This is a genomic window from Marinobacter gelidimuriae (genome assembly GCF_000372805.1).
In the GTDB taxonomy this organism is placed as follows: Bacteria; Pseudomonadota; Gammaproteobacteria; order Pseudomonadales; family Oleiphilaceae; genus Marinobacter; species Marinobacter gelidimuriae.
The window spans coordinates 196,004-212,999 of record NZ_KB889827.1; the positions used below are offsets into that span (position 1 = coordinate 196,004).

Annotated in this window: 19 protein-coding genes and 1 pseudogene; 12 read left to right on the forward strand and 8 right to left on the reverse strand. The window is 54.9% G+C overall.

The window, feature by feature from the left end; all coding sequences use genetic code 11:
* Positions 1–20 precede the first annotated feature (20 nt).
* The 3 genes from A3OI_RS23555 to efpL are packed head-to-tail and all read right to left on the reverse strand — an operon-like array spanning position 21 to position 1,206.
* Complete coding sequence (locus A3OI_RS23555; protein ID WP_018402489.1) at positions 21–332, reverse strand: GDYXXLXY domain-containing protein; 312 nt, start codon at positions 330–332, stop codon at positions 21–23.
* Positions 333–377: 45 nt separating this feature from the next.
* Positions 378–587, reverse strand: coding sequence for a hypothetical protein (locus A3OI_RS23560; RefSeq protein WP_018402490.1), 210 nt, complete (start codon positions 585–587; stop codon positions 378–380).
* 43 nt (positions 588–630) lie between these two features.
* Entirely contained in the window at positions 631–1,206 is a 576-nt protein-coding gene (efpL, locus tag A3OI_RS0100990) for an elongation factor P-like protein EfpL (protein ID WP_018402491.1), read from the reverse strand.
* A 153-nt stretch (positions 1,207–1,359) separates the two neighbouring features.
* Here efpL and A3OI_RS0100995 point away from each other — a divergent pair, with 153 nt between their 5' ends.
* Complete coding sequence (locus tag A3OI_RS0100995) at positions 1,360–2,217, forward strand: PA4780 family RIO1-like protein kinase (RefSeq protein ID WP_018402492.1); 858 nt, start codon at positions 1,360–1,362, stop codon at positions 2,215–2,217.
* A gap of 144 nt (positions 2,218–2,361) precedes the next feature.
* On the opposite strand, the gene A3OI_RS0101000 is transcribed toward A3OI_RS0100995, so the two are convergent.
* The gene (locus A3OI_RS0101000) at positions 2,362–3,030 is read right to left on the reverse strand and encodes an SDR family oxidoreductase (protein ID WP_018402493.1); all 669 of its coding nucleotides are present in this window, start codon (positions 3,028–3,030) and stop codon (positions 2,362–2,364) included.
* Between the two features lie 124 nt (positions 3,031–3,154).
* The gene (locus A3OI_RS0101005; protein WP_018402494.1) at positions 3,155–4,378 is read right to left on the reverse strand and encodes a dicarboxylate/amino acid:cation symporter; all 1,224 of its coding nucleotides are present in this window, start codon (positions 4,376–4,378) and stop codon (positions 3,155–3,157) included.
* Positions 4,379–4,734: 356 nt separating this feature from the next.
* Here A3OI_RS0101005 and A3OI_RS21390 point away from each other — a divergent pair, with 356 nt between their 5' ends.
* From A3OI_RS21390 to A3OI_RS0101050, 9 genes and pseudogenes are all read left to right on the forward strand, one after another.
* A complete protein-coding gene (locus A3OI_RS21390) occupies positions 4,735–4,902 on the forward strand; it encodes a DUF2897 family protein (protein ID WP_018402495.1) in 168 nt (55 codons plus the stop codon).
* A gap of 140 nt (positions 4,903–5,042) precedes the next feature.
* The gene (locus A3OI_RS0101015; RefSeq protein WP_018402496.1) at positions 5,043–6,257 is read left to right on the forward strand and encodes a thiamine pyrophosphate-dependent dehydrogenase E1 component subunit alpha; all 1,215 of its coding nucleotides are present in this window, start codon (positions 5,043–5,045) and stop codon (positions 6,255–6,257) included.
* A 1-nt stretch (position 6,258) separates the two neighbouring features.
* The gene (locus tag A3OI_RS0101020; protein WP_018402497.1) at positions 6,259–7,236 is read left to right on the forward strand and encodes an alpha-ketoacid dehydrogenase subunit beta; all 978 of its coding nucleotides are present in this window, start codon (positions 6,259–6,261) and stop codon (positions 7,234–7,236) included.
* A 26-nt stretch (positions 7,237–7,262) separates the two neighbouring features.
* Entirely contained in the window at positions 7,263–8,579 is a 1,317-nt protein-coding gene (locus A3OI_RS0101025) for a 2-oxo acid dehydrogenase subunit E2 (RefSeq protein ID WP_018402498.1), read from the forward strand.
* Between the two features lie 5 nt (positions 8,580–8,584).
* Positions 8,585–10,462: a protein kinase domain-containing protein gene (locus tag A3OI_RS0101030; RefSeq protein WP_018402499.1), complete on the forward strand. Its 1,878-nt coding sequence runs from the start codon at positions 8,585–8,587 to the stop codon at positions 10,460–10,462.
* Between the two features lie 91 nt (positions 10,463–10,553).
* A pseudogene (locus A3OI_RS19030) lies at positions 10,554–10,910 on the forward strand (class I SAM-dependent DNA methyltransferase); the annotation flags it as partial.
* A gap of 171 nt (positions 10,911–11,081) precedes the next feature.
* Positions 11,082–11,234 carry a hypothetical protein gene (locus A3OI_RS24530; protein WP_018402501.1) on the forward strand — a complete coding sequence of 51 codons (153 nt, stop codon included), beginning with the start codon at positions 11,082–11,084 and terminating at the stop codon, positions 11,232–11,234.
* Positions 11,235–11,463: 229 nt separating this feature from the next.
* Complete coding sequence (locus tag A3OI_RS0101045; RefSeq protein ID WP_018402502.1) at positions 11,464–12,309, forward strand: DUF72 domain-containing protein; 846 nt, start codon at positions 11,464–11,466, stop codon at positions 12,307–12,309.
* Entirely contained in the window at positions 12,309–12,932 is a 624-nt protein-coding gene (locus A3OI_RS0101050; protein ID WP_018402503.1) for a DNA-3-methyladenine glycosylase family protein, read from the forward strand. Before A3OI_RS0101045 ends, A3OI_RS0101050 begins: the two co-directional genes overlap by 1 nt.
* Before the next feature lie 68 nt (positions 12,933–13,000).
* Here A3OI_RS0101050 and A3OI_RS0101055 read toward each other — a convergent pair whose 3' ends face one another.
* Positions 13,001–13,186, reverse strand: a complete 186-nt coding sequence (locus A3OI_RS0101055) for a hypothetical protein (protein ID WP_026223926.1) — start codon at positions 13,184–13,186, stop codon at positions 13,001–13,003.
* A gap of 154 nt (positions 13,187–13,340) precedes the next feature.
* Entirely contained in the window at positions 13,341–13,979 is a 639-nt protein-coding gene (locus A3OI_RS0101060) for an SDR family oxidoreductase (RefSeq protein ID WP_018402504.1), read from the reverse strand.
* Positions 13,980–14,100: 121 nt separating this feature from the next.
* Between A3OI_RS0101060 and A3OI_RS0101065 the strand changes: the two genes are divergently transcribed.
* Both A3OI_RS0101065 and A3OI_RS0101070 read left to right on the forward strand, forming a co-directional pair.
* Positions 14,101–15,195, forward strand: a complete 1,095-nt coding sequence (locus A3OI_RS0101065; RefSeq protein WP_018402505.1) for a hypothetical protein — start codon at positions 14,101–14,103, stop codon at positions 15,193–15,195.
* A gap of 128 nt (positions 15,196–15,323) precedes the next feature.
* Positions 15,324–16,274: a DMT family transporter gene (locus tag A3OI_RS0101070; protein ID WP_018402506.1), complete on the forward strand. Its 951-nt coding sequence runs from the start codon at positions 15,324–15,326 to the stop codon at positions 16,272–16,274.
* 30 nt (positions 16,275–16,304) lie between these two features.
* Here the strand turns inward: A3OI_RS0101070 and gloA are convergent, their stop codons facing one another.
* A complete protein-coding gene (gloA, locus tag A3OI_RS0101075) occupies positions 16,305–16,850 on the reverse strand; it encodes a lactoylglutathione lyase (protein WP_018402507.1) in 546 nt (181 codons plus the stop codon).
* Positions 16,851–16,996 lie beyond the last annotated feature (146 nt).

Sequence of the window (16,996 nt, forward strand, 5' to 3'; positions counted from 1 at the left end):
ACGTTTGGGCATTTTCGCGTTTAAAGACCTGTTGTTTCGGGTGGACCCAGCTGTTTCAAACCATCGCTGTACAGAGCAACCAGTAAGGGTTCGCCTTGTTCATTCACCCGAAACTGGCCATACCGGGCCGCCTCGTAGTATTCAGCATCGCCTTCCTGGAAAAAGAACGCGTTGGTGGCAAACTGAATCCACAACAGCTGCCCACAAGCCTCCGTGGAAAAGCGGCCGGTAGGCTGAAAGTACAACGTTAGCGCGAGGTTGACCAAAACAGCCCAAAGCACCCATAGCGGTGCAAATCGGCCAATCAGGGCAAAGGGTGTTAGCAGTAACATCCACACAAAAAACAGCTGCCAGGGGTCCGCACCAGTCTGGTAGGTTTACCCAAACAGCGCCAGCAAGCCACCGAGGCACAACAGCAACACGTCTAAAAAGCGCAGCCACTGCCGGCCAGCCGGAAACACGCCGGCTATCACCGCGGCGCGGTTTGAATCTGCGGGCGCAATCTGGCCGCCGTCAACCAAAGCAACAAACGCTTTACGTGTTTCAGACCGTATTTCAGGCTTTGCTTCAGACTGCGTTTCAGACATAGCTAATGCGCCCTCCTGGCACGAATTACCAAACAGATACCCGTTACTCCGCGGTCGCCCGCCCCATGAACCTGCGTTCTTCCACATTCACTTTGATGCGGTCGCCGGTGGAAATGTATTCAGGCACCTGAATCACCAAGCCTGTGACCATAGTCGCTGGCTTGGTTCTGGCTGTGGCAGAGCCACCTTTCACCGAAGGAGCTGTGTCCGCGATTTCAAAATCGACCGTGGGGGGCAGAGCCAGCGCTACGGGTGCATCTTTGATCAACACAACCATAATGCCTTGGGTTTCTTCGGTAACAAACAGCAGCTCCTCAGCAATGGCTTCTTTGTTGAGCATATACTGTGTGTAATCTTCGGTATCCATAAACACGTATTCTTCGCCGTCGGCGTAAGAAAATGACGCCGTACGGCGGGTCAAATCCGCCAGATTCAGCATATCGCCGTCTTTGAAGGTTTCGTCTTTCTTACTGTTGGTCACCACATCGTACAACCGCATGCGGTAAAGGCTGCCGCCAGCCCGGCCTTGGGGTACAGACCGCTCGATGTCCTTGACAAAATACACCCGGCCTTCAAACTCGATAGCAGCGTTTTTCTTGATTTCACTTGCTCTAGGCATTTTCAAAGCTCCAAAACAGCATGATAAACGAACCGGTACCAAGCAAATGCCGGTCCGGGTTCAGACCCGGTGATTCTACCGTCAGAAGCGCTTTGCTGGTAGCTCTCACAGATCAACACAACCAAAACCGATTTAATGTAAGATTGCGGCCCTATGAAAACACCAAAACGATTACAATCCCTTTTAGACGACGGGCTGATAGACAGCGTGCTGTATCAGCTTATGAGCGGCAAAGAAGCTCAGGTATACGTGGTGCAGTGTGGCGACCAGGTTCGCTGTGCCAAAGTGTTTAAAGAAGCGTCAAAACGCAGCTTCAAGCAGGCCGTGGAATACCAGGAAGGCCGCAAGGTACGCAACAGTCGCCGTGCCCGCGCCATGGGTAAAAAAACCCGCTACGGCCAAAAAGAGCATGAAGACGCCTGGCTGAACGCCGAGGTAGACGCCCTTTACCGCCTGGCGGATGCCGGTGTGCGGGTGCCACGGCCATCAGGCTTTGTTGATGGGGTACTGCTGATGGAACTGATCAGCGATGCCGATGGCAAAGCCGCGCCCAGGCTGGACGACGTTGAACTGACCCGCGAACAGGCGCTGGACTTCCACCAGCAGGTGATTGCCGACGTCGTGCGCATGCTCAGCGCCGGACTTATTCACGGCGATTTGTCGGAGTTCAACGTACTGCTGGATGATCAGGGGCCAGTCATTATCGACCTACCCCAGGCGGTGAACGCCTCTGGCAACAACAACGCCGAACGCATGCTGGAGCGCGACGTAGACAACATGCGCCGCTATTTTGGCAAGTACGCGCCGGAGCTGATGAACACCGATTACGGCAAAGAAATCTGGGAGCTGTACGAAAGTGGCCGCCTGCACCCCACCAGCAAACTGACCGGGTGCTTTATTCACGACACCCACAGCGCGGACCTGGGCGAAATAATGGAAGTGATTGACGCGGCGAAGGAAGAAGAGCGGGATCGCCTGGATCGGCAACAGGCGAACGACGACGAAGATTAACAAATATCGCAGCAAAGCTGGCGCTAAACGTCAGCTTTTTTTACACCTGCTATTTTAGAATCTTCTTAAAAATCAGTAACCCGCTAAAACAACGATCTGACCGGCAGCGCAAATGCCCGCCGGTGATAACGGCGGGCATTTTTTTCACCATGGCAGTAACTCACCGGTCTGATGCCAGAACGAGCCGGTGTTCTCTATATTCAGCTCCTCAATTCGCGCCGTCAGCCCGCTGATGGATTCGGCAGTCGTAATCTTTCCTCGGCCTTTGGTCATGCCGGTTTGCACAAACCCCGGGTGCAACTGAGCCAACGCAATGCCTTTAGGTTTAAGATCCACTGATAGTGATTTGCCAAACGCATTCAGTGCCGCCTTTGAGGCCCTGTAGCCATATCTGGCCCCCGAATTGTTCAGGGTTATTGAGCCCAACTGGCTGGTGATGTTGGCAACTTTTCCTCCAGACGGTATGAGCGACATAAGCGCCTCGGTCACTCGCAGCGGTGCATAAGCGTTTACTTCCATTTGTGCTCGCAGGGAATCGAAGTCAATGCAGCCCAGCTCGTTTTCTTGCAGCAAGCCGGCGTTGTTGATGAGAAGATCAATGTGCTCGCCTGCCAACGCATCCGCCAGCCTAGCCACGCTTTCACCCGACGTTACATCGACATGCTCAATTACCCTCGCCGCTGCCGCCTCCAGCTCGTCAGAGGTTTGCCGACATACGCCAATAACGTAATGGCCAGCACGGCTATAGTGCTGCGCCAACTCCAGGCCAATGCCGCGGTTGGCGCCGGTAATCAAAACAACCCGTTTTTTCATCGTTCATGCCCCTGTAAATAGCGATTGTACGTCGATTAAAAACAGTAATACGTTTCCCTCAGTCAAAAAAAAACGGTGAAGAGGTTTTATCCTCTTCACCGTTTTTTATCAGCCGTCGATTCGGTTAGGTATCGTGCCGGCTTTCAGAGCGGGCAATAATAGACGTACCCACCAGATCACCGGTCACGTTCAGGCCGGTTGCACCCATACCCACGAGGGCATCAATAGACACCAGCAACGCCACAGCTTCAATCGGCAGGCCGACCTGTGCAAACACTGTTGCGATCATCACAATACCGGCGCCTGGCACGCCCGCGGTGCCAATCGATGTAAGCGTGCCAATCAGCACAATCTCGGCCATGGTCATCAAATCCAGCGGAACGCCTACCACATTGGCGGCAAACACGGCGGAAATGGCGATGCGAATGGCAGCACCGTCCATATTAATGGTGGCACCTAACGGCAAGCTGAAACCGTATATTCGCTGGGGTATGTTCAGCTTCCGCGCTGCGGTAATGGTCAGCGGCAAGGTGCCGGAACTGCTCTGGGTGGCGAAGGCAGTCGCCATAGGCGTTCTGGCTTCGCGGAAAAATCCACGTACGTTTACACCAAAACCGCGCATCAGCACGCAATACACCACCAACTGAACGGCTAGCGCAATGTACAGCACCACCACCATGTCGCCCAGGGCCATAATAGTTGCCATGCCCTGCTCACCGGCGGTTTTCGCCACAATCGCAAATACTCCGATGGGCACGTATTGCAACACACCTGCCATCACTTTCAGGGTCATTTCACTGAGCCCCTCAATCACCTTATAAAGGTGCTCGCCCAGTTCAGCGTGCTGTTCTGACTCACGCAGCTTCAACAGCGCAATACCGAATACAATGGCGGTGAAAATAATCCCCAGCAAATTCAGTTCGGTGAAAGCCGTAAAAATATTATCCGGAATAATGTTTAGCAACACCGCCGCAAAGCCCGGGTTGTCCGGAACTTTTACCGTCGCATTTTCATTCAGCGTCATACCACTGCCGGGCTCGAGCCAGGTTGCAACGGCCAACCCAACAATAATCGCCAACGCTGAAGAGGCAATGTAGTACAGCATCAGTTTGCGGCCAACCCGCCCCATACTGCCGATATTGGCTTGGTTGATACCCACCATTAAAGTAAACAGCACGATGGGTACAATCAGGAATTTCAGCAAACGCAGTAGCAGTTCCCCAAACGGCGCCAACCAGTCGGCCACAGGCTGGCCACCAATAAGCCCAACGGCGATGCCCAACACCAACGCAATGCTGACGCGCAGAATCAGTGACGAATTGAGGTAGCCATGAAACAAAGCTCTCATCGGCCGACTCCCGACAAAATTGAACAATCGTGTGCCATAAAACCGGTTCCTGATTTTGAGTGGCGCCGATTGTGGTGGAAATCAACCGATAGGTAAACTGACGCAACCAAGCATAAGCTAATAGCTTCAATGCGTTTCTATCTTTGGCTGAGCCGTGAATTTTTACCCACAAAAGCTGTGGATAACCTTGTGAGAAGCCTCGGGACAGCCTCGCATAACCCTGTAGCCATGGGCACGGACGGAAGTTGGCGGGAAATTGACCGGCTGATAAGTGATGCCCGCCAAACACCGCACTGGCCTGTTTCACATTACAGGCTCATTATCAGAGTTATGCCTTCTATATAAGGACAATTGCTATGCCAATGATCGGATGGATTATCTTACTTGCCTCGCTGGCGCTAATTTTAGGCAGCCTGTTTATGCTGCGCGACACGTCCTCCACCATGAGTCTTTCGGGAGAAAAGCTGGAGAAGGTGCGTAAACGCAAAGCCGAGCAGGAGGCATTGGACAAACAAGACGACTGAAGGCATTCAGGTTAATCATAGAACTACATCACTCAAAACACTACTCAAAAGCCGCACTTTACGTTAAGGTCAATTTAACAAAACCAAAGCCCTCACAAGGGGCTCTGTGTTCCTCAAGCCACCACCCAAGGACGAGGATAATGACAACAACAAAGTCAAAAACCGTGCACTCCCCCATTTTCACTGATGGCGCGGAGTTTCGAATTTCCACCTTCAAACTGCTCAAACAGGACGGCTCGCTGTACAAAGGTGGCAAAGCCCCTGACCTCGGTAAAGAAAAAGCCCTGCGCATCTACCGCGCCATGGTCACTACCCGCATTTTAGACGAGCGCATGCTTGCTGCCCAACGCCAGGGTCGGCTCAGCTTTTACATGCAATGCACCGGGGAAGAAGCCGCCGTTATTGGTAGTGCAGCCGCGCTGGGTGATAGCGACATGATTATGGCCCAGTATCGCGAACAAGGTGCGCTGGCTTACCGTGGTTTTACCATAGATGAGTTCATGAACCAGCTGTTCGGTAACAACAAAGACTACGGCAAAGGCCGGCAAATGCCGGTGCATTACGGCTCGAAAAAGCTCCATTACATGACCATTTCATCACCACTGGCCACCCAGATACCCCAGGCCACCGGTTATGCCTATGGTCAGAAGCTGGCCGGTGAAGGCCACTGCACGCTCACCTACTTCGGTGAAGGCGCCGCCTCCGAGGGCGATTTTCACGCCGCCCTGAACATGGCCGCGGTGCATCGGGTGCCTGTGATCTTTTTCTGCCGCAATAACGGCTACGCCATTTCCACACCGGCATCCGAGCAGTTCGCTGCCGACGGCATAGCACCGAGGGCTTACGGCTATAAAATGGACGTAATTCGGGTCGACGGCAACGACGTTTTGGCGGTGTATCAAGCCACCGAAAAAGCGCGCCGCCTGGCTGTAGAAGAGAACCGCCCGGTACTGATTGAAGCCATGACGTACCGCCTGGCCGCCCACTCTTCTTCCGATGACCCCTCCGGCTACCGCAGCAAAGACGAAGAAGCCATCTGGCGTGAAAAAGATCCGATTCTGCGTACCCAACACTGGCTGAAGTCACACGGTTGGTGGAGCGACAGCGAAGAAAAAGAATTACAGGAACGCCTGCGCCGCGAGGTTCTTGAGACCATGAAGCAAGCGCAGAAACGACCAGCACCGGCACTGGAAACCTTGATTACCGATGTTTATAAAGAAGTGCCTCCAGCCCTGAATGCGCAATTCGAGAAATTGAAAGCGCACATTCGCCGGCACCCGGACGCCTACCCAAAAAGCGCAAACGATCCGGCCATCACTGGAAAACCCGCTAGCACCCAAAAAGGAGAGGCTTGAAATGGCAAAGATGAACATGCTGCAAGCCATTAACAACGCCCTGGATACAGCCATGGCAGCGAATGAGCGGGTGCTGTGCTTTGGCGAAGACGTGGGCATTTTTGGCGGCGTATTCCGCGCCACCAGCAATCTGCAACAAAAGTACGGCAAGACGCGCTGTTTTAACACGCCTTTAGTGGAACAAGGCATCATCGGCTTCGCCAACGGCCTGGCAGCTCAGGGCTCGGTGCCGGTGGCGGAAATACAGTTCGCCGATTACATTTTCCCGGCCTTTGACCAGATCGTGAACGAAACCGCGAAATTCCGTTATCGCTCCGGCAACCTGTTCGACGTCGGCGGGCTGACCATTCGCGCACCTTACGGCGGTGGCATTGCCGGTGGCCTATACCATTCCCAATCGCCGGAAGCCTATTTTGCCCACACACCGGGCCTGAAAGTGGTGGTGCCGCGCAATCCACATCAGGCCAAAGGCCTCTTGCTGGCCGCCATTCACGACCCCGACCCGGTGCTGTTCTTCGAGCCCAAGCGCCTGTACCGGGCATCCGTAGGCGAAGTGCCCGAGGAAGCCTACCAACTTCCATTGGGCGAGGCCGAAGTGCTCAAAGAAGGCACAGATGTAACGATTCTGGGCTGGGGTGCACAAATGGAAGTGATCGAACACGCCGTGGAAATGGCAGAAAAAGACGGCATTTCCTGCGAAGTGATCGATCTACGCAGCATCTTGCCCTGGGACGTCGATACCGTGGCTGAATCGGTTCTGAAAACCGGGCGACTGGTGATTACCCACGAGGCCCCGTTAACCGGCGGCTTTGCCGGCGAAATCGCGGCCACCATTCAAGAGCGATGCTTTCTGTACTTGGAATCGCCCATTGCCCGGGTAGCCGGAATGGACACGCCCTTCCCGCTGGTGCTGGAAAAAGAACACCTGCCCAATCTGTTGAAGGTGTATGAAGCCATTTGCGACAGCGTCGAATTCTAACCCGGTATCAGGACAGGAGAACAAACATGAGTGATTTTATACTGCCCGATATCGGCGAAGGTATTGTGGAGTGCGAAGTGGTGAAGTGGCTGGTCAGCGAAGGCGACATGATCGAAGAAGATCAGCCGGTGGTCGAGGTAATGACCGACAAAGCGCTGGTGGAAATACCTGCGCCTCACAAGGGACAGATCAAGCGCCTTTATTACAAAGAAGGCGACATTGCCAAGGTGCACGCGCCGCTGTTTGAGTTGTCAGAAGAGGGCAGCGAGCAACAAGACGGCGCCATCAACGATAACGACGACTCGGCCTCAGAAAAAGCCACTGCAAGCTCAACGCCGGCCAGTCAAAAGGCCGAAACAAAAAAACCGGCGAGCGATAGCGCCGCCTCTGACCATCAGGCTGAGAGCGCTGCGGCGTCTAATGAAACAACAACCGCAACGGAAACTAAAACACCGGCCAGCCCGGCGGTAAGACGCCTGATGCGCGAGTACGACTTGTCATTGGGTCACATCAGCGGCTCCGGCAGAGACGGCCGGGTGCTGAAAGAAGATGTGTTGGCTCACCTGAAGGCGCCAGAAGGCCAAACAGGCGAGTCCGCGGGCGCCCAATCAGGCAAGCGCTCCGGCGCCACTGACCAGCAGGTTCGCATAGAACCGATCAAGGGCATGAAGGCGGTAATGGCCAAGCGCATGGTAGCCGCCGCTTCCAGCATCCCGCACTTTATCTTCAGCGAAGACATTGATGTGACCGAACTGCTGGCGCTGCGCGCGCAGCTCAAACCTCTGGCCGAAGCCAGCGGATCACGGCTCACCTTGATGCCGTTCATCATGAAAGCCATGGCCCTGGCCATTCGCGACTACCCGATTCTGAACAGCCGGGTAAACGACGAGGTCACCGAAATCCATTACCAGCCCCAATGCAACATTGGTATGGCTGTGGACAGCAAAGCCGGGCTGATGGTGCCCAACATCAAAGGCGTGGAACACCTCAGCCTGCTGGAAATTGCCGATGAAGTGGCGCGCCTGACCGAAGCTGCCCGCGAAGGCCGCGTGGCTCAAGACGACCTGAAAGGCGGCACCATCACCATTTCCAACATTGGGGCATTAGGCGGCACCTACGCTTCACCCATCATCAACGCACCGGAAGTGGCGATTGTGGCCCTGGGCCGTACCCAAACGCTGCCGCGCTTTGATCAGGCAGGCAATGTAACCGCGCGCTCCATTATGCCCGCCAGCTGGGCGGGGGATCACCGCATTATCGACGGCGGCACCATTGCCCGTTTCAGCAATTGCTGGAAAGGCTACCTGGAAGCGCCACAATCCATGCTCTTGCATCTGGGCTAAGCCAAATGGCCCGGCCGAAAAAAATGCGGGGGCAGCCAGCGCCGCCCTCGCAGATTCAACAGTTCTACATACCCGAAGAGCAGTCCATTTACCTGCTCAGTCACGACGATGCGCGCAAGCTAAAAAACTGGGTGGCGCTCTGTACCACCCAACTGCGAGGGCTGGGTTATCGCGACATCGAAATGATCGGCAAAGGCGCGTACGGCTTTGTGTTTTCCGGCAGGCTAACGCTGGAAGGCGCTAGCGATCTGGAACACGTGTTCAAATTTATTCGCATCAACCTGCCGCGCCACCTGCATGATCGCTTAGAAGACGAAGCCTATATTCTGGAGCAAGTAGAGCACCCGAGGGTGCCGCGCCTGATTGCTTTCCAACAGGCGCGCAGCCAACCCATTCTGGTGATGGAACGGGCGCCAGGGTTAAATCTGGAAGTGGTATCGCTGCGAGAAGGGCGCCTTAAGCCGCGATTGATCATCCGCATTGCAGACCAGCTGGCAGACATTCTGCGCAATCTGCGTCGGGAGTCCGTCGATGGCAAACGGCCCATTGTGCACGGCGACATCAAACCTTCGAATCTGGTATTCGACGCTAAGCACGAAAACATCGCCCTGATTGATTGGGGCTCGTCAGTGTTCGCCCAGCTGGATGCCAGCCAGCAATTCCTCAACAACAGTGTAATGGAACTGATGTCAGACAACCTGCAACAAACCAACGCACGGCTAGGCGATGTGTACTTTATTGGCGAAGAACAACTTTACGGCGGGCTTTCGTCGCCGCGCTTTGACGAGCAAGGCACCGCAGCCACTCTTTACGCCCTTGCCTCCGGCCAATCCTGCCGCTTTGGCCACCAGGCAATACCCGCCGACTCTTTGGGATTGCCTATGGAATTCGCCCGCATGCTCGATGGCATGCTCAGCCCCGATCCCCAACAGCGCCAACAAGCTGGCGACTACTACATTCGTGAAATGCCCAGAATGGCGCGCACAGTGATGATTGATTTGCCTGAACCCGCGCCCACTCCTCTGGTGCCAGTGTGGATACGCCAGCCCGGGCGTGAGATCGACACGGTGGTGTACAGCTCGCGAAAATCTTTCCTGCGCCAGGAAGGCGCGGTAAACACCCTGGACGACGTCAACGACGTACAGTTAGACCGTTACTACAAAAACTTCATGCAGGGCATGGGCGACACTGAAAAAGCGTTCCTGGCTGCGGTCAGCCGCCTTGGTCGTTACCCGGTAGAAGGCGGCTTAGCGGTGCGTTGGGAGCCTGACGGCATTTATGTAGACACGTCCTTGCACCTGCACGACCCACAACTGAAAAGCGCCTTCACCACCGCCGTCAACAACATGGTTAACCTGGCCCAGGCCATCTACCGCCAGGGTATCTTTAAAAGCTGCCTGTTCAACGCCCGCGACACACTGCACATTGAACGCGATCAAGCCGACCAGCCGTTTGTGACGCCGCCGACCATGCATGTGCCTTATCAGATCAGTTCGGCGCCAGAGGTAGAAGACCGTTCACGAGTACACTCCTACTTTGAAGACGGCCCAGACCCGGAAGAGTTTCTGGTATTGCCGCCCACCATTATCACCGCGCTTGAAGCCTTGAACAGCATCCGCCACACCGGCATGATCATCTTTGAGGCCCTGCCCCTGCACCTGAAAATCCACAGTCAGTACCGCCTGCTGGACCCGGCCAAAGAGGACGAATTCCGCCAGCACCTGGACGAAATTCTGGCCGCCGTCGACGAGATCACCGGCCTTGGCGTGTCCGGATTTATGAAAATGCCTTATAAAGACACTCGCTTTTTCCCCCACATCGAACGCCTGCCCGAACGCTATTACCCCCGCAATCCACGGCAGGAGGTGACTCAAGCACGCTAGTGTTTCCCTTGGCTAATTCCCTTCGCAAACACAGCGCTTTGGGATACGACGCCGCGCCCACCCGATTTACCGTTCACACATTCAGGCTGCCATGTCCTCCAACGCGCTCTACACCGACCTGTCGGGCTATTACGATTTGCTGTGTACCGACATCGACTACCAGGCCCAGAGCCACAGCGCACAGCGCCTGCATCAGTTGTTCGGTAATGGCGGTAATAGCCATCTGGATCTGGCCTGCGGCACCGGCCCCCACGTGCGTTACTTTATCGATGCCGGCTACAACAGCCGCGGGCTGGACATCAGTCAGCCCATGCTGGAAATGGCAAAAATCCGCTGCCCGGAAGCACAGTTTTCACTGGGCGACATGTGCGATTTCCAAGTAGATGAACCCCTGGACCTGATCACCTGTTTTCTGTACTCCATTCATTACAGCGGCGAAAGCAACCGCGCTGATTTTACCTGCGGTGCCAAAGTGCAGCTCACCCGCCACAACAACGAAAAATTGAAGCAGGGGCAGAAGTCACACTGTCAGCCGGCGGCAGTTTTCTGAAGCTCGACCCCAGCGGCATAACCGTATCTGGGCCGTTGGTGCGATTCAATTCGGGAGGCGGGCCCGGGAGTGGCGCTGCCGCCGCCGCTCAGCCACCAGAATTATCCCAAGGCCTTGATGGGCATGAACAGCCAGATAACCGCTCAGCGCAACTGGCTGATATTCATCAGCGCCAGAATACGGCAACTGAGCCCGCCATCATTTCTGATCGTTCTTCGCTGAATAGCAGGGTTAAAACCCGGGCGGCCAAAGCCGGACATCTGTTTTTATCCGCCTGTGAACCGGACGGAAGCGGGGAGTGTGCTATTCATGATCACGATTGAGCGCGCTTTTCAAAACATTCGTCAGCTCCTAAACACTTGCGAGATTCATTTGTTCCGCAGTGACAATTTATGGTTTGATCCAAGAGACTGTATCAAAAAGACAATCTACATCAGGACATCACCCAGCAATGGCGCTCCCCTACTTCCTCGGCTGCCCGCAGTGGCAAGACCCGGCATGGAACACCTTGTTACCACCAGGCCAGGCGCCACTGGCCCGTTACAGCCAGGTGCTGAATTGTGTGGAAGGCAACACAACGTTTTACGCCACGCCCAGCCAGGAGCAGTGCCGTCAGTGGCGCTCGCAGGTGCCGGACGATTTTCGTTTTTTGTTTAAATTCCCCAGGCGCATCACTCACGATCTACTTCTGTCAGGCATAACGGCTAACGCAAACGCGTTTTTGGACATACTTTCGCCGTTGAATGACGTGCTCGGCCCAATGTTCATTCAGCTGCCGGCGGCTTTTAAGCCGGAACATCTGGATCGGCTATGGCGGTTTATGGACATATTACCGGAGCCACTCACCTGCGCCGTAGAAGTTCGTAACAGCGCATTTTTCAGCAAGGGCGAGGCCGAAAAAGCGCTCAACCGCGGGCTGCGTGAGCGCAACAAGGCCCGTGTCTGTCTGGACAGTCGGGCGCTGTTCTCGGCAGAACCCGGCACCGATATCATTCGCGATGCCCAGCGCAAAAAGCCGAGGGTTCCGGTTCATCTCCTGCCGGTAGATGCGCCACCGATGATCCGCTACATCGGCCATCCCCAGCTTGAGCAGAACCCTCCTTTTCTGGCGCCTTGGGTAGAACGTGTCGGCCAGTGGATTGAACAGGGCCAACAGCCCTATGTGTTCATGCATATGCCCGACAACGGCGATGCACTGGCTCTAGCGCAACTTTGGAGTAAGCTATTACAAGACCGTTTACCACAGGTAGCCGCTTTGGATCTAGCCGCGCAACGGCCCCAGCTTGGATTGTTTTAATGAAAAGAACCTCGCTCACCCTCGAAAGTCTTGACTACGGCGCACAACAACTCGCCGCTGTGGATGCGGATCTTGGCCGTATTTATACCCGCTTGGGTGCGCCGCCGCTGTGGGCGCGGGAGCCTGGTTTTGCTTCACTGGTGCACATTATTCTGGAGCAACAAATTTCCATAAAGGCCGCGCAAACCGTGTTCGAACGGCTATGCACACACTTGGGTGAAATGTCGCCGCAGCGTATGGTTTCAGCCGGTGAGGAAGAACTGAAAGCGTTTGGGCTAACTCGTCAAAAAGCCCGTTACTGCTTTGGATTGGCAGGGCGCATTCATACCGGAAAACTCAATTTGGCGCAGTTAGACGCTCTGAGCGACACCGAAGGGCGCGACGCGCTCTTGGCTGTCCCCGGACTAGGCCCATGGAGCGTTGACGTATACTACCTGATGGCATTGCGCCGGCCGGATGTTTGGCCGCTGGGCGATTTGGCACTGGCGGCGGCCATGCAGGAGATCAAACAGCTGGACGCACCCGCAACACGCCAGCAACAGGTGGACATTGCCAGCGCCTGGTCACCTTGGCGCGCCGTCGCCGCTCGACTGCTGTGGATGCACTATCTTGACAGTCGCTAGACGCCCACGAACAAAACGCAGCGCCAAAGCGATATACCTCATTATTTATACAACTTATTCACTGACAGTTACCCACCCCGGCGACAAATCCCTGATCCAGCAGCAAACCGCCCAAGCCGCGCCAAATACTCCACCTGCGCCAGTTCATCGGGCCGCACCAGGCGAATGTCCGAGGCACTATAAAGCCATGCGGCTTTGTCTGACCCGATGATAGCAAAGCGCAGTTGCCGCTCGGTTTTTGGTTCGGTATTCACCTTGCCAATTCGCCTTACGCTGGCCAACGGCACCTTGAATGTCGTCGACCATGCGACGTATATCAGGACCTTCAGGCACTGTTGTTCTCCATCACTGTTCGCCGTCGATTAAATTGTCATTTAACCTACGGGGCTTAGAACAGAACCGATGACATCACAGCGCCGCCAACGCCTCATCCACCTGCGTAGTGCCAGAGAGCACTTCGAATGTGCGGTTATCGCAGTTGTCTGAATTCAACACCGCCAGCAGTACATTGGCTACGTCTTCCCGGGGAATGTCGCCTGGGCGGTCCAGGTTTTCACGAATATCGACCTTACCGCTGCCCGAATCTTCAGTAAGTGGGCCGGGGCGTACAATCGTGTAGGTCAGGCCGCTGGCCATCAGATGCTCGTCCGCTTTGTGTTTTGCTTCCAGATAATGGCGAATCTTTTCAGGGGCGTCGCCAGGCTTGTCTGCGCGCATACTGCTAACAATTATAAAGCGCTTGATACCCATTTTTTTTGCGGTGTCCATCAGATTGATGGCGCCGTTCTGGTCTACGTCGACGGTTTTTTCAGGGCCGGTTTTGGGGCCTGAACCTGCGGCAAAAATAACCGCATCACAACTGCGTAACGCTTCGCGGCAATCACCTTCCAGGTTCCCCACCACGGTTTCGGTAGCGCCCAGTTTTTGCAGATCTGGCCCCTGCTCCGGGTCACGAATCAAGGCCCGTGCCTCGTGCTCGGTGTCTGCCATCTTTTCCAATAAATGACGGCCTATCTGGCCATTGGCTCCAGCAATTAATACACGCATGATGTGATCTCCTGTTGCAATGACTTGATAGTGTACCTAATGATCTCTGTGCGCCAACGCGCTCTTTCAAGACCTGATGGAGCCAAGTCGTAACTAAGTGGGAACTAAGGAGGAACCAAGGATGAAAAGACTCTTTGCTGTTTTTGTATTGGCCGCCTTAATGGCCACTTTTTTCAGCCTTGCTGCCGAACCCGTTCCGGTTGAGCAAAAACTCATCCGCATTAACGCCAACGATGTGCTGGGCGAGTTTCCCGGCATTGAGCATGAATCCGTTGATTTGCAGGCTGTTCTAGCCGATATGGCTCAGGATCCGCTGCTGGTACTAAAGGCAAGAGCCGCTCTGTTGAAATACCCGGTTATGGCCCGCCAGCTGCTACAAATTTACGGCGACGAGCCGGAGTTTCAGGAAATTCTGCGGCAACATGGCGATTCGGTGTTGCCGCCCATCCACTATTTTGTGTCCAATCCTGTTGGATCCATTGAATGGATGAACAGGGCTGGCACGCAATATCAGCTCTTTAAAAAATGGTTTACCGATCACGAAAAAAGCTCAACGGTCGTTGATTCTGCACAGCCACTAACACCCACCGAGCGCGGCTGGTACGCGGTTCAGTACATTCATACTGAAGGTCATGATTTTCTAGGCCAGTTTCTGGTTAATCCTGAGGGCAAGGTTAAGTGGCTTGCTAGCGAGCGTGTTCTGGAAGGCCTGAACCAGTTTTTCGCCGGTGGCCTGCGCCAACTGGAAAAACGCCATCGCATGAATGAACCTATTGGCGCCGGTGATATTGGCTGGGCAGCGTTGGATGTGGTGGTGTTCGCCAGCGCGGTGAAAGTTCTGCGTATCGGCCGATTCGCTGCCGCAACCACCCAGAATGCCAGCCGCGGCACGCGCTCTGCGGCCCTGGCAGTACGTTTCAGTCGCGGTGGCCGCTTAGTGCTCAGCAGTGCCCGCTATGCCAAATGGCCGCTGATTATAGGCGCAGGCTATCTGGTCATCACCCACCCCAGCCTGATTAACGACCTCCTGGTCGAGCTTGCTGACGTGATTGGCGCACCGGCCTTACTGATTCAATTGGTTGGTTGGTTATTGCTACTAATGCCGGCTCTTTATCTTTTACGCGGCCTTCTTTGGCTTATAACGCCTCTGTTGCAAGCTGTACTTTGGAGCATCGGGCGCCTGCTAGCGCAGCTTAGCGGTCGCAGCGCGGCCTGAGGCGGTTACGCCAATGGCTGCGAGCTAAACTGCGCGGCCTTTGTTTTATTTTGAACATACACAAACGGGCTAGTAGCAACATGCCCCAACGCCTATCATAGCTTCCTTTCTTTTTGCCGGATGTTCTTATGCTCAGGGGCGTATTGCTAATCGCATTTGCGGCCGTGCTTTGGTCTACCACCAGCATCGTCGCTAAATTTCTGTTTGCCAGTTCTGACCTGGGAGGCCTTACCCTGGGCTTACTCAGATTAATGGTGGCCCTGCCGTTTTTCTGGCTGCTAATGCGCCGCGAGCAGCACCGGCTGGCCCGACAGCAACGGCTACACCCGACAGACGGCCCTGCACCGCTCACGCGCCTGCGCCAGATTCCGTTAAAGGCCCTGATACCACTGGCCGGGCTGGGCATTTTTCAGGCGGTGTATCAGGGCAGCTATCTGGTGGCGGTAGACTTGACCGGTGCCAGCATCGCCACGTTGATTTCATTGTGCTTGCCACCGGTGTTTGTGGCCCTGCTGGCGGCGCCCATACTGGGTGAAAAACCGGGCGCGATTACCCTGGTGGCACTGTTCGTTGCCATAGCCGGTACCGTTATGCTGGTGTTGAGCGATATGAAAACTGCGGGTACGCTACGCCTGGCCGGTATTTTAATGTCGCTGCTGGCCGCGGCTGTGTACACCGGGTTCAACCTGACCAGCCGTTACAACTCTGCGCGAACGCCGGTGTTTACCACCGCTTTTCTGTGTTTCTTCACCGCTGCGTTGGTCTTGCTGCCAGCGGTCTATTTCAGCGGTGGCTTTGCCGATGTACAAAACCTGCAGTGGCAGCACTGGCTGATGGTGATTTACATTGGTGTGGTGCCCACGTGTATCGGTTACCTGTGTTTTTTTGACGGCATGCAGACAACGCCGGCCACCCTGGCCAGCATCGTTGTTATCTTGGAGCCCTTATTTGTCGCGCTGTTAGCGTGGCTGATTCTGGGCGAGGAATTGGGCACAATCGGCCTTGCGGGCGCCCTTATACTAACCGTAGCGGTGGTGGTGGCATCACGTTACGGTAACCCGCCACGGCCAGCCAGCTAACGAGTGAGCTTAAAAGACTGGCCGCGCGCATCAGTCTTTACGCTGGTGCTCGAGCATATCGGGCTGCAGAATTTCGATCCAGTAGCCGTCAGGGTCTTTGATAAACGCCAGGCCCTTCATCTTGCCGTCATCCGGCTTTTTCACAAAATCGACGTTCAACGCTTCGAAGCGGTCACAGGCTGAGTATACATCTGGCACTGCAATTCCAATGTGGCCAAAGCCTTGGGGCTGGTCATTGCCATTGTGATAAGCAAAATCGTCGTCGTTCTCTGTGCCCCAGTTGTGAGTCAGTTCCAACATGGCTTCACGGCCAAAGGTGTAAGTGGTGCGGTGCGCATCATCGGTCGGTACCGAGCTGGCCTGACGCTCATCCAGATACCCCAGAAAATACAGAGTGAACTTCATCTCCGGAAAATCCAGTTTGCGGACCAAACGCATACCCAGAACCCGACTGTAAAAATCCAGGGATTTTTGAGGATCTTTTACTCGTAACATGGTTTGGTTAAATACGAAGCCTTCGGTTTCTGGTACCGGCTCGTGATGAAGTCCGGGCGACTGTTCAAAGTGTTTTGGCATAATGAGAACCTGTTGGTAAGCTGCGCAACACCTTTAATCACGCAGCCAATGAATGGCAGGTGTATAAGGTTTAATTGTGATCCGCCGAGGGCTTTTCAAGGTTATGTTAGGCTACACATTCTAAATCGGCCATGTTGCTCTTATAC